Origin of the sequence: Arthrobacter sp. Leaf337, assembly GCF_001423745.1 — a bacterium.
Lineage (GTDB): Bacteria > Actinomycetota > Actinomycetes > Actinomycetales > Micrococcaceae > Arthrobacter.
Map to the genome: position 1 here is coordinate 494,547 of NZ_LMPC01000012.1, position 12,839 is coordinate 507,385.

At 68.7% G+C, this 12,839-nt stretch carries 9 protein-coding genes; all 9 read right to left on the minus strand.

The window, feature by feature from the left end:
- Positions 1-16: 16 nt before the first annotated feature.
- Positions 17-1,261, minus strand: coding sequence for a DUF3500 domain-containing protein (locus ASF98_RS11460; protein ID WP_055801658.1), 1,245 nt, complete (start codon positions 1,259-1,261; stop codon positions 17-19).
- Positions 1,239-3,071, minus strand: a complete 1,833-nt coding sequence (locus ASF98_RS11465) for an FAD-dependent monooxygenase (RefSeq protein ID WP_055801661.1) — start codon at positions 3,069-3,071, stop codon at positions 1,239-1,241. The genes ASF98_RS11460 and ASF98_RS11465 overlap by 23 nt, the downstream gene beginning before the upstream one ends.
- Positions 3,071-3,958 carry a fumarylacetoacetate hydrolase family protein gene (locus ASF98_RS11470; RefSeq protein WP_055801663.1) on the minus strand — a complete coding sequence of 296 codons (888 nt, stop codon included), beginning with the start codon at positions 3,956-3,958 and terminating at the stop codon, positions 3,071-3,073. Before ASF98_RS11470 ends, ASF98_RS11465 begins: the two co-directional genes overlap by 1 nt.
- 73 nt (positions 3,959-4,031) lie before the next feature.
- On the minus strand, positions 4,032-4,913 hold the full coding sequence (locus ASF98_RS11475; RefSeq protein WP_055801666.1) for an alpha/beta hydrolase: 882 nt from the start codon (positions 4,911-4,913) through the stop codon (positions 4,032-4,034).
- Between the two features lie 101 nt (positions 4,914-5,014).
- A complete protein-coding gene (locus ASF98_RS11480; protein ID WP_055801668.1) occupies positions 5,015-6,007 on the minus strand; it encodes an alpha/beta hydrolase fold domain-containing protein in 993 nt (330 codons plus the stop codon).
- Positions 6,004-8,631, minus strand: coding sequence for a glycoside hydrolase family 78 protein (locus ASF98_RS11485; protein WP_156372371.1), 2,628 nt, complete (start codon positions 8,629-8,631; stop codon positions 6,004-6,006). Before ASF98_RS11485 ends, ASF98_RS11480 begins: the two co-directional genes overlap by 4 nt.
- 102 nt (positions 8,632-8,733) lie before the next feature.
- Positions 8,734-9,093, minus strand: coding sequence for a VOC family protein (locus tag ASF98_RS11490; protein WP_055801675.1), 360 nt, complete (start codon positions 9,091-9,093; stop codon positions 8,734-8,736).
- 52 nt (positions 9,094-9,145) lie between these two features.
- Positions 9,146-10,105, minus strand: coding sequence for an alpha/beta hydrolase (locus ASF98_RS11495; RefSeq protein ID WP_055801678.1), 960 nt, complete (start codon positions 10,103-10,105; stop codon positions 9,146-9,148).
- Positions 10,102-12,831, minus strand: a complete 2,730-nt coding sequence (locus tag ASF98_RS11500; protein ID WP_055801681.1) for an alpha-L-rhamnosidase — start codon at positions 12,829-12,831, stop codon at positions 10,102-10,104. Before ASF98_RS11500 ends, ASF98_RS11495 begins: the two co-directional genes overlap by 4 nt.
- Between the last annotated feature and the right edge of the window lie 8 nt (positions 12,832-12,839).

A 12,839-nucleotide genomic window follows, 5' to 3' on the forward strand; every position in this document is an offset into this window, starting at 1 on the left:
CCCCGGAAAACGGCTGTTACGGAGCAATCGATGGGAATTGGCGCACCAGTTCGCGGCCATAATCGTTGCCGTTGGGCGTGCGCAGGACCGTGTGCATGTGGAACGGCGCCGGCTCGTCGTTGCTGAGGAAGACCCCCGTGTGGTGGTCCAGCTCCATCACCACCACCGGGCTCTGCAGCCGGAAGTAGAAGGCCTCCTGCCCCTCCCAGCCACCGATCCAGCTGAACCAGCTCTCGCCGTAGTGTTCCCGGATCTCCCTGCGCCGCGCAGCCCTGGGTCCGTCCGGCAGGTAGGCGATGAAATCCTCCACCACGTCATCCAGCACGGCTAGCGCCTCGGGCGGCATCGAGCCGACCGCAATGCCCTCGTAGGGAATCACCCGGTTGTCCTGGAAGCAGCCGCCCAGATGGCGTTCGTCCCCGGGATGGATCCGACCCTCGGGCATGGCAGGATCCACCATCGCGTCATACACCGTTGCTTCCTTTCGGAGCCTGTCCGGCAGGGCACCCATCAGTTTCCGGGCCAGCGCGATGCGTTCCTTGAAGACCTTGACGCCCCGGTGCGGGCCGGCGTCGATGACGTCGGGTTCCGCTCCGAGGAACACGGGCGAGATCACCAGCTGCGTGCCCGCGACCAAACAGTTGAGCGCCACGTGGTGGCCGAAGAGCTGCCAGCCCCAAGGTTCCGCATCGGACGGCTCACCGAACAGGGCGAAGTTGTAGCTGAACTCATTCATCAGCAGCGGAAGCCCCACCAGTTCACCCAGGAATCCGTTGATCCGCATGAGGTTCCTGGCCAGTTCGAAACCGGCAGGGCTCAGGCTAGCCTCCACCACGGCCAGCGCGGCATCCCGGACCGGGGCGTCCAGTTCATCAAGGCGCAGTCCGGTGTCGTGCTGCATGAACTCGGGGTTCGCCCAGCTCTGCCACTCGTGGGCGTCCACGCCGTAGCTCAACCGTGAGACTTCATCGAGGGTTGCAACAGACAGCAGCTTCCGGCCGGCTGCCACCATCGCCGCCGTGGGCGCTTCTTCCCCGGCCCTGGCCGGGTCGAGCGGATAGAGCCCCGGGCGGAGGACGCCGTCGTTCGTTACCCCCTTGAAGGGTTCCGGGTAGAGCACCTCCCAGCCCTCGATCATGGGCCCCGCAAACGAATCGGTTTTGGCAGCCTCGGCGTAGTCACGGGCGCTGAGGCCGCGGATCCCGGCCACCCGCGGATGGTCCGGAGCGAACAGGAATTCACGGAATGACGGCGCTGACACGGGAGTCCCTTTCGGTGGGTTGCGATGAGATGTGCTGCGCCGGGCTGTTCTGCTCCGGCCTGTGCTCGAACGAATGCCGGGGCGCTGCGCTCCAGCCGGCGGCCACGGCAAGCGCTGCCGCGGCAGCCTCAGCGGACGCACCGCGCCAGGCAACGTGCTGGTCCGGACGGACCAGCACCGCGTCGGCTCCCCACAGGTCCGCCATCGGTGTCCCGTCGTCGGAAGGCCCGACGGCGGTGATGGTCACCGGGATGCCCTGCCAGGCCGCAGCATGGACGACCGGCGCAAAAACGTGAACCTCAGGCACACCGCCCAGGGCGGCGGCGTCGGCCAGGAGGGTGAAGCCGGTGCCAAGGAGGCTGTAAAGGGAGGTTGAGTCATCCAACCAGGCGTGCGGCAGCAGGGCCCCCGGGCTGGCCGAAGCGACGTACCGGATGGGGTCCTCAGCGGGAACCGGCGAACCGTCAGGCACCACCAGGGGCGAATCCGCGTAGGCGTAGCCGAGCACAAGTCCCAGCGAATCGAACTCGCTCTGTTTGACCGCGAGCGCCTCGTAAGCCGCCTGCCTGGCCCGGATGCCGTCGCCGCCGGCGCTGCGCAGGGCCGGATCAGCGAAATGGTAGGCGAGCGCCTCGCCGTTGGTGGCGGCGTCGCGGATGGTCCGCGCCGCCACCGGACGGCGTTCGAGCCCGTAACTGGCCAGGAGCTCCGGGCCGCCCCACCCTCCCAGGCTGGCCGCGATCTTCCACGCAAGGTTCGCAGCATCGCCGATGCACGTGTTGAAGCCGTGCCCGCCCCACGGTGGATTCAGGTGCGCTGCGTCGCCCACCAGGAACACGCCGTCGCGGCCGTAGCCGGGGGCAAGAAGCATGCGGGCGGTCCAGGGATCGGTGGCCACCACGTCGACGTCCACCTCTGTGGCCACCAGTTCGCGGACCATGGCGACGGCGGCGTCATCCGCCAGCGCGGCTGCAGCCTCTGCGTCCACGCCCTGCACGATCGCCCACCACGTATCGGCCAGGTCCATCCGGCCCACCATTCCCGCGGTTTCCCCGCCCACCACCCAGTACTGGACGGCAGGTGGCAGCGCGATCATGGGGCCAAGGTCCTTCGAGCGGAACATGATGCTGATGTTGGACAGCTCCGCGGAACCGCCTTCCAGGCGGATGCCCAGGCTGCGGCGCACGGCGGAGGAACCGCCGTCGGCCCCGACCACAAAGTCGGCGGTGATGGTGCGGGTCCGTCCGGTATCGTCCGCCACCACGACGGCGGTTCCGGTACTGGCGGTTCCGGAAGGAACCGGCCCTGAACTACCACTTCCGGAATTAACACTGACGTCCTGCACATGCCACCCGGTCAGCAAGGTAACCAACGGGGCCTCCGCCACGGCCGCGCGGAGGACCTCCTCCAAAACGGGCTGCGGAACCTGCTGGCCGCATTCAGGCTGCGGCCCGTAGCGGCCCGGCACCAGCTGGAACGCGTGCCGGAACGTCCGGATTTCATGGGCCGCGGGACCGGCCAGCCCGGTGCAGAAGGTGACGTCCTGGGCGTAGTCCACGGGAAGCGGTGCCGCGGCGCGGAGTGCGTCCGCCAGCCCCAGCCGGCGGAGGTGCGTCATGGTGCGGGCGTTGGTGGTCTTGGCCCGGGGGCGGGCCGGATCCACGGTGGTCCGCGGCTCGATCACCGTGCTCGGGATACCGCGGGATGCGAGGTCCAGCGAGAGGAAGAGTCCGCTGGGGCCGCCGCCGGAGATCAGGACCTGCACCTCCTCCGGCAGCGTGTCAGGAGAGGCGGTTGGCAGGGTGACCATCAGGCACGGCCACGGAGTGAGATGTCGCCGACGGGAGTGGTGAGCGTGCCGAGGCGGTCGATTTCCACTTCAACGGTGTCGCCCGGCTGCAGCAGCCACTGCGGTGTGCGGGCGTACCCCACACCCTCCGGGGTTCCGGTGGCGATCACATCGCCGGGATGGAGGGTGAGGGTCTGGCTGATCAGCGAGATGATGGCCGGCACGGAGAAGATCATGTCCCGCGTGTTGCCGTTCTGGACCTCGGTGCCGTTCACCCGCGTGCGGACCTGGAGACCGTCACGGAGGTCGCCCACCTCGTCCCGGCTGACCAGCGGACCCAGCGGTCCGGTGAAGTCGCCGTTCTTGCCCAGGGTCCACTGCGTGGTGAGCTTCTGCGCCCGGCGGGCCGTGAGGTCGTTGAACGTGGAGTAGCCGAAGACCGCCTCGGCCGCTTCGGCCTCGTCCATGGATTCCACACGCCGGCCGACGTACGCCGCCACTTCGCCTTCCCAGTCCAGTCCCGCTTCGCCGGAGGGTACGGGCACGGGCACGTTCCCTACTGACAGCGAGGCCGTCCAGCGGCCGAACAGCGTGGGGTACGGAGGCAGTTCCTGGTCCTTGTAGCTGCCTTCCGCTGCGTGGGCCTTGTAGTTGAGGCCCACACAGATAACGCGGGCCGATGCGGGCACCAGCGGCACTTCGGTAACGCTGACGCGCTCAAGCCAGCCGCCGTCGTCGGCTGCTGAAGCACCGGATGCTGAGGCGCCAGCAATCAGGGAGACAGACTTGTCTTGCCAGCCGGCGGCGTCCGCCCAGAACTCGCCTACGGGCGCCAGCGGGAAAACGCGGGAGTCCACCAGGGCCGCTGCCCAGGATTCCCCGCGGTGGTTGATGCCGATGTACTGCATGTGGAGCCTTTCAGGTCTAGCCCGGGCACAAGGAATGCCGGTCAGGCTGGGGTCAAAGTCAGGAGGTGCCGGGTCAGGTGACCTGGGCTTGCCTGCGGAAGAAATCGATGGTGGCGTCCAGGACCTTCTGCGCCGCTGCCGGGCTTTTGTCCGGCAGCAACCACATGTGGTCGGCGCCTTCAATGAGGAGAAGTTCGACGTCGGCGCCAGCGGCTTCCAGCGCGGCGGCGAACGTGGCGGCCTGGGCTGGCGGGACGAACCGGTCGGCGGTGCCATGGGCCAGGAAGAACGGTGGTGCTTGGCTGCCCACGTAACTCAGCGGGCTCGCAGCAGCCGCCATGTCCGGGGCATCCGCGGGCTGCACTCCGAGGAGGAGCGCTTCGCGGGAACCGGGGTCGTCCGCCGTTGCCACGGCATCCGGCAGGGCCTGGCTGCCCATCCGGACAAGGTCGGTGGGCGGGTACCAGGCGGCGACGCCGGCGACAGGTTTCACACCGGACGCCGGGGCCCCCGCACCGGCGCCGGAACCGTCTGCCCCGAGGCCCACAAGACAGGCCAGATGACCGCCGGCGGAATCCCCCCAGGCAAAAATCCTGCCCGGGTCCACGTTGAACTCAGCCGAGTGGTTCCCGAGCCAGGCGACGGCGGCTGTGGCATCCTCGAGCTGTGCCGGAAACACGGCCTGCGAGGACAGGCGATAGTCCGCCGACACCACGGCAAACCCTGCCGCGGCCAGACGCTCGAAGGGTGTCAGCGCAAAGGCGTCGGTCACCGGGCCGAGGGAGGAACGCTCCCCCATGCGCCAGCCGCCGCCGTGAAAATGTACGACGGCCGGCACCGGACCCCCGGAGCCGGCCCGGGAGGTTCCTGCCGCCGGCAGGTAGAGGTCCAGCAGCAACGGCAATCCGCCGGGACGTGAAAACTCGATCCCCCTCAGGACTTGTCCAGCAGTCATCAATGACTCCATCCGTTGCCGTGGCCGGAATCAGGAACGATCCGGCGCCTTCTTCCCTAAGCCTGCTGGACGGAAGCCCCGGCGGAAACGGGAAATTCCAATCATTGAAATGGCTTCGCCGACGCCACTTCATCGGCCAGGAACTGCAGGCCGCGCTGCACGATGCGCAGCCCCGCCGAGTGGTTGAGGTAGCCGTGGGTGGCGCCCGGTTCCACGCGCGCCTCCACGGCGATCCCGGCGGCCCGGAGACCATCAACGAACAACTCGCCGGAGTAGCGCAGGTCATCGTATTCGCACACCAGAACGGCTGCAGGCGGCAGGCCGGCCGGGTCCGCGTAGCCGGGCATTGCGTAGGAGGACGCCATCAGGATCGGACCTCCGATATAGTTCTCCACCATGGCGCGGCAATCGTCCGCCGTGAAGCGGAGGATCCGCGGAAGACCGGCCATGGCCGCGGCCCCCGGATCCCCTGGCTCCGGCAGCTCCGCATGCAGGAAGGGGTAGGCAAGCACCAGCTTCGCGGGCAGCCGGCCTCCCGCATCCTTCAGAAACAGGGCAGCCCCGACGGCAAGGTTGCCGCCGGCGCTGGCTCCGCCCAGGCAGAGGGTCCGGGGGTCAGCCCCCAGCTCCGCGGCGTGTTCCACGGCCCACAGCCAGGCTGCAAGGACATCCTCGTGCGGCACCGGAAAATGCACACCGTCGCGGGCCAGCCGGTAGTCCACGGACAGCACCATCCCGCCGCTCCTGGCGGCCACTTCCCGTGCCAGCTGGTCCGCCTCCCGCATGTCCAGGCCGCCTCCGGCGAACCCGCCACCGTGAACCCATACGAGGGCCGGAAGTCCACCGCCTGCAGCGGCTGGCAAGTCTGCTGAAGAGTCCGACGCCGGCCCGCCGTAGATGCGCACCGGCACCGGGCCGTTGGGGCCCGGCACGTCCACGGTCCGGACCGCGACGGCAGGCGCCGCATACGGGGCCTCGCCCGCGCTGAAGGCCTCCAGCCGTTCCATGCCGGAGGGATCGGCAAGGAGCTCGGCGAAGGAACCGGCGCCGGCCACGTGGTGCATGAGGGCAGCCAGTTCCGGATCCACGCTCATGGCCGTGCCGCGAGTTCAGGAGCCCTGAGGGCTTCGTCAGCCGGCGTCGCCACACAGCTGAACGAATGCGTTCCGGATCCAACTTCATGGGTGGTCTCGTCAGCATCCGGCAGCACCACCGTTGCGGTGCAAGCCGCCGGCACCGTCACCTCCAGGGTGAAGTCCGTGCCCGCCAGGTTCCAGCTGACCTCGGCCACACCGTACGGGGTCTCGTGCCTGGCCCGTGCCCAGGCCAGCCGGCCGCCGGGCCGGGGCCGGACCAGCAGTTTCCGGTAGCCCGGTTCAGCCGGAGCCAGCCCCGCCAGGCTGCGGTGCATCCAATCGGCCACCGCACCCAGGGCGTAGTGGTTGAAGGAGGTCATTTCACCGTCATTGATGCTCCCGTCCGGAAGCATGGAGTCCCACCGCTCCCAGATCGTGGTGGCACCCATCGTCACGGGGTAGAGCCAGGACGGGCATTCCGTCTGGAGCAGGAGTCGGTACGCCGCCGTCGAGTAGCCGTGGTCGGTCAGTGCGTCGCAGACCAGCGGTGTCCCCACGAAACCCGTGGCGATCCGGTAGCCGTCGGCTTCCACTGCCTGAGCCAGCCCGTCGGCCGCGGCAGCCCGCTCCCGGCCCTCCAGCAGTCCGAAGCTCAGTGCGACGGCGTAGGCCGTCTGGGTCGGCGGCATCAGCAGCCCGCCGCGGGAAATATAACGCTCTCGGAATACTTCGGCAGCCCGCTGCGAGAGCTCGTCCAGAGCGGCCGGGTCCTCCCCCAGCAGCACCGCGGCCTGGCAGGCCACGCGGGCCGAGTACGACAGGTAGGCCTGGGCCACCAGCTGCCACGGCGTCCGGGCAGCGCCCGGTTCGTTCGGGGGCGCCGCCGGATCCAGCCAGTCACCGAACTGGAAGCCCTGTTCGAACCGCAGCTCCGGTCCGGCGGCCCCGGCAGCAGCCTCCAGCCATGCGATCATTCCCGGCAGTTGCCGTCGCAGGAACTCCAGGTCGCCGGTGCGCTGGTAGAGCACCCAGGGAACCAGCACGGCCGCGTCACCCCACGCGGCCATCACCGGGCGGACAGGAAACGGCGGCTTGTCGAACGTTACTTCGGGGACAACCAGCGGCGGAGGTCCGTCGGTACCTTGCTCGGCGGCCAGGTCCTTCAGCCAGGACGCTGTGAAGCCTGGGATCCGGTAGAGGAAGGACGCCGTTGCTGCGAAAATCTGGAAGTCGCCCGTCCAGCCGAGCCGCTCGTTGCGCTGCGGGCAGTCCGTTGGCACATCAACGAAGTTTCCGCGCATGCCCCACACCACGTTGGAATGGAGCTGGTTCAGCATGGGGTCGGAACATTCGAAGGAACCGGTCCGCGCCAGGTCTGAGTGAACGACGACGGCGGTGAACGCGTCCGGGTCCAGGTCACCGGGCCAGCCGGTCACCTCCACATATCGGAAGCCGTGGATGGTGAACTCAGGTTCCCAGATTTCCTCGCGGCCGCCACGCAGGATGTACCGGTCGGTCTGCTTGGCGACCCGCAGTGGCCTGGTGCCGAGTTCTCCGTATTCCAGGACCTCGGCGTGGCGCAGGACCACCTCCGTGCCGGCCTCTCCGCTAACCCTGATGCGGAGGTGTCCCACCAGGTTCTGGCCGAAGTCCAAAATGGTCTTCCCGGACGGCGTGCCCAGCACTGCGGTCACGGGAAGCTCGTCCGTCGCGCGCACCGGCGGACCGTCCGGGGCCACCAGCACCGACGCATCGAAGTCCTCCACGGCTACAGGGCCGAGCACGGCGTCCTGGGAGTCTGCCCAGCCGCAGTCCTCCAGTCGGGCGTCATACGTTTCGCCGTTGTAGAGATCGGCGCCGAGCACCGGGCTCCTGCCAGCCAGCCAGGAGCTGTCGGTTCCGATGACAGTGATCCTGCCGCCGGCGTCGGCGATTTCCAGTTGGGTGATCGCCGACGTGCGGTCACCGTAGGTGTTGCGCTTGTCCTGGAAGCCCAGGTTGCCGCGCCACCAGCCGTCGGCAAGTTCGAGCCCGATGACATTGGTGCCGGGCTGCAGGTAGTCGGTGACGTCGTGGGTCTGGTAGCGGAGGCGGTGGTGGTAGCTGGTCCAGCCCGGCGCCAGCCGCTCGCGGCCGACGCGCCGGCCGTTGATCCAGGCCACGTAAACACCGCGGGCGCTGGCGTAGAGGCGTGCGGAGGCCACGGTGCCCGTGACTTCGAACGTGCGGCTCAGCCGGGAGGCGGGTTCGGTGTCTTCGCTCGTTTCGTCCCAGGACGGCCGGATCATGGCCGCCTGCCAGTCTGCCGGGTTCAGGAGCCCGGCTTCGACATTGGCCACTGGGCCCCACTCGGAGGGACCGCCGTCGTCGCTGCCCCACACACGGACCCGGGCGGCAACACGCTGGCGGCTCCGCAGCGGCGGTGCCGGCCACGGCTGGAGGAGCTGCTCGGCGGATTCGGTTCGACCGTAGCTGACCAGGTGCTCTTCATCAGGGCCGAGCTCGAGTTCGTAGGCGGACTGGACCCAGCCCGGTGTTTCGGAGGTGACCTGCCAGGAGAGCCGCGGCCGCTCCTCGCCGATACCAAAGGGCTCCTCATGGTGTTCAAAGCGGAGGGCTGAGGGGCTGGATGGTTGAGTCAACGTCGGCTCGATTCGTCACGAGGGGGAAGTTCAAGGGCTTCCCCCAGCGTCCCGGAATCGCCGATGGGCCCGCTAGCGGAGTTTCATTGACTGAAACCAGTGTCAGCTCAGGCAGAGGCAGAACGGGTGGCCGGCCGGGTCCAGGAAGACACGGAAGGTGGTGCCGGGCTGCGTCTCCGCCTTGGTGGCGCCCAACCTGATGGCCTCTTTTTCGCCGCCGTCCAGATCCGCCACCACCAGGTCCATGTGCATCTGCTGCGGGTGGGTCTGGCCCGGCCACTCGGGCGCCTGGTAGCCCTCCACCTGCTGGAACGCAATGCAGTTGCTGCCGTCGTCGGGCCGGATCTCGACCCAGCCGTCATCGACCCTTTCGTTCCAGCCGAGCAGGGCACCGTAAAAGCCCGCAAGGGCTCTCGGATCGGGGCAGTCGATAACAAAGCTTGGGAAGCGTGCGATAGCCATAGCGGCATGCTACCGGCCCGCCGTCGGGCCTGTCCTTAAGGCCCGCGGATCCCTAAAGCTCGCTGGCGAAAAATTCAACTGCGGTGTTGAGGATTCCGTCCAACTGGCCCTCGGCACCGAAGAAGCAGTGGTCGGCGCCCTCGATGGTGACGAGTTCGTTGCGGACGCCGGCGGCCGTCAGCGCCGCGGCCAGCAGCTCGCTTTGGGAAAGCGGGACCAGGCCGTCGCTGTCGCCGTGGATGAGCAGGAACGGTGCCGCGCCGGCGGTGACGTGGCCCAGCGGGCTGGCCGCCGCCAGAAGGTCCGGATCGGCGGTGCCGCCCACCAGCATCGGCCCCGGCTCCATGGTCATCCCCGGCGGTACGGCGGCCACGAGGGCGCCGGACACGAGACCGGCAGGTATATCCATCGGCGGCATGTCCGGCAGCGAGGACACGCCGTAGAAGTCCACGACGGCACTGACCGCGCTGGAGTGACCCGACACTCCGAGCCCGCCTTCCAGGTCCTCCCGCGTCCCCGTGACACCGAGCAGGGCGGCGAGGTGCCCGCCCGCGGACTCGCCCCAGGCGCCGATGCGGCCCGGGTCGATGCCCAAGACAGCGGCGTGCTCCCGGAGGTACCGGACGGCGGCCTTGAGGTCATGCAGCTGCGCCGGGAAGGGCGCTTCCAGGGCATGCCGGTAGTCAACTGTGGCGCAGGCGATGCCGGCCTCGTTCAGCAACCGGAAGACCGAGTCCTTGGGAAAGGTGGGCGGCAGCTCGCGGCGGTCACCAAGCTGGAAGGCTCCGCCGTGGATCCACACCACCACGGGAACAGGTCCTGCGGTTTCGCGCAGCAGCCAGATGTCCATGGCCAGGCGACGGAAGCCGACGGCAATGGCGTAGCTCACTTCGCGGTGCACGGTGGACACCTCCGACGCCGGCTCAGGAGTTCCCGGCGCGTGGAAGGCCGGGAAGGGAGGCGGCGCAGGCATCCGTCGTGGGGTTTCAGTGGTGGCGGTTTGGGGGGTCATTGTGCGCTCCTTGCGAGGTCCGGGTGGGCGTCAGTGCCGCTTGCGGAATCGACGGCGGGCATTGCGGCGGCAAAGGTATGGGTTCCAGGTCCGACGACGGCGGCCGGTTGTCCGGGCAGGCGGACCTCCGCCGTGGTCCCGGAGGGGACGGTGGACGTGAGCGTCAGCACGCCGTCGTCCATGATCCACTCCACTTCGATGAGGCCCTGCGGGCCCCGGTGCGAGGTGTTGGCGGACGTCAGCCCGGCGCCCGGCCGGGGCTCGATGATGATCCGTTCCCAGCCCGCACTCCCCGGCGCTTGGCGCAGCCCGGCGGTGTAGCGGTGCAGGAACGAGACCACGGCGCCCTTGCTGTAGTGGTTGAGCGAGCCCGTGGCGCTGCCGTCGGTCCCGATGCCGTTCCAGTCCTCCCACATGGTGGTGGCGCCGCGGTCCACCATCACCAGCCAGGAGGGCTCCGAGTCCTGCATCAGCAGCTCATAGGCGAGGCCGGGGTGGCCGTTGTCGGCAAGCACCGGTAGCAGGCACGGCGTGGCCAGGAAGCCGGTGCCCAGGTGGGTGCCCGCCGCCCTGACCAGGCCCGCGAGCTGATCCGCGACGGCGGGGCGGGCAGCGTCCGGCACGAGATCGAAAGCGAGCGCCCGCACGCAATTGGCCTGGGTGCCGCCGTCGCCTTTTCTATCGGATACTCTTCCGTCAGGCTGCAGGTATTCCTGCTGCCACGCGTCGCGGACCTTCTCGGAGAGGTCCCGGAGTTCGCGGGCTTCGTCGTCCCGGCCCAGGACGGCGGCAATCCTGGCCATGAGGGCGGACGAGTGCCGGTAGTAGGCGGTGGCCACGATGCCGTTGTCCATGGACCGGGAAGCGAAAAGGTCCGGCGCCGGGCCGCCCGGTTCCATCCATTCGCCGAAGTGGAAGCCGGTGTCCCAGAGGTAGCGCTCATGCTCCGCGGGGGTGGGGCGAAGGGCCGACCTGGCCGGGTGCCGATTCCCCTCTGCGGTGCGGCGGATGAAGCCCAGCCACCGGTTCATCGCGTCCCAGTTCTCTTCGAGGATGCCGGTGTCTCCGGTGGCGAGGTAAAGCTCCCAGGGCACCATGACGATCGCGTCTCCCCACCCTGCGGACTCGTTGGTGAAGGACATGAATTCGGCGCCGGTTACGTCAGGTCCGGGCGACGGCGAGATGTTGGCGATCACGCCGTTGTCCCACTGGTCGGCACGGACATCCCTCAGCCATTTGCGGGAGAAACCCGCCACGTCGTAGAGGTAGGCGGCGGTGGGCACAAAGAGCTGCCAGTCGCCGGTCCAGCCGGCCTTTTCGCGCTGCGGGCAGTCGGTGGGGACCTCGCAGGCGTTGCCGCGGAAGCTCCAGTCCACGATCTCGTGCAGCTTGTTCAGGCGGCTGTCGCTGCAGCTGAAGGTGCCCAGGCGTTCCAGGTCGGTATGCACCATGCATCCCACGATGTCTCCCGGCTGCAGCGCTTCGGCCAGGCCGCGGACGGAGACGTACCGGAAGCCGTGAGCGGTGTGCCGCGGTTCGAAGACCTCGCCGGGGGTACCCGAGGCCACCACGGTATCCACTTGCCCGGCATCCAGGAACTGGCCGGGTCTTTTGAAGTCGATGGGGCGGAGGTGGTCCTGGCTGACCTCGCCGTCGGCCTCGAGGGTTTCGCCGTGGACCAATGTCACCTCGGTGCCCGGGGCGCCCAGCCGGCTGAGCCGTACCCAGCCGTTGATGTTCTGCCCCAGGTCCACGATCTGATTGCCGCCGCCCAGTCGCGTGATGGAGACCGGAACGAGCTCCTCCACGACGCGGGTGGGCGGCGCCACCGGGCCGGTCAGAGTGCTGAAGCTGCCTTCCCGCAGGACGGCGGGCCGGGCGGCCTCACCCTGAACAGTCGCTGTCCGGAGGTCCACGCGCTGGCCTTCCATCAGGTCCGCAGAGAGGATCTCCGTCGCAGAAACAAGCCACGACCCGTCAGTGCCGATGACAGTCCGTCCTCCCCCGGACTCAATCTCCAACTGCGCCAGGAAAGCAGTCTGCGTTCCGTACAAGTCGGCGTCGCGCGTGAACCCGAAGGACCCGCGGAACCAGCCGTCCGTCAGGACCGACCGCACGATGTTAGTACCGGGGCGCAGCAGGTGCGCAATGTCGAACGTCTGGACCTGCAGGGTGGTGTGGTAGCTCGTGGAGCCGGGGGTCAGCTGCTGGTCCCCCACCCGGTGGCCGTTGAGGAAGAGCTCATAGATGCCGTGCGCGGTGGCGTAGGCCCGCGCAAAGTCGGGTGCGGCGTCCAGGGTGAAGTCGCGGTGCAGGGCATACCCGGGGCGGCGGCCCGGTGCCGGAATCTCGGATTCATCGGGTCCGATCCACCGGGCGCTCCAGTCCGAGGCGTTCACCAGGCCCAGCTCCACGGCCACCGGTTCGGACCAGCCGGACAGCACCTCGGTGCCGTCCGCGGCCGCGTTCCAGCTCCGGACCCTCCAGTCGAAGCGGTCGCGGGAACCAAGGTCAGGCCCGCCGTAGGGCACGAAGCTGTGCAGGGTGGAGTCCACACGCCCGGTGTCCCAGCCGTTGCCCGTGCTGAGCTGGTAGGCCGTCTGCCGGACCGTGCCGTGCGGCGGCGTCCAGCTGAACCGCGGGGCGGTGTTGGTGATGCCGAAGGCCTGGCTCAGATTTTCGGTCCGGAGGCGGGCGGGCTGAGCGGATGCGTGATGTTTAGGCAACGGTGCCC

Excerpts from the sequence above, each read along its gene's own strand:
- ASF98_RS11465 (WP_055801661.1), bottom strand. The coding sequence starts at position 3,071 with ATGGTCACCCTGCCAACCGCCTCTCCTGACACGCTGCCGGAGGAGGTG.
- ASF98_RS11470 (WP_055801663.1), bottom strand. The coding sequence starts at position 3,958 with ATGCAGTACATCGGCATCAACCACCGCGGGGAATCCTGGGCAGCGGCC.
- ASF98_RS11475 (WP_055801666.1), bottom strand. The coding sequence starts at position 4,913 with ATGACTGCTGGACAAGTCCTGAGGGGGATCGAGTTTTCACGTCCCGGC.
- ASF98_RS11480 (WP_055801668.1), bottom strand. The coding sequence starts at position 6,007 with ATGAGCGTGGATCCGGAACTGGCTGCCCTCATGCACCACGTGGCCGGC.
- ASF98_RS11490 (WP_055801675.1), bottom strand. The coding sequence starts at position 9,093 with ATGGCTATCGCACGCTTCCCAAGCTTTGTTATCGACTGCCCCGATCCG.
- ASF98_RS11495 (WP_055801678.1), bottom strand. The coding sequence starts at position 10,105 with ATGACCCCCCAAACCGCCACCACTGAAACCCCACGACGGATGCCTGCG.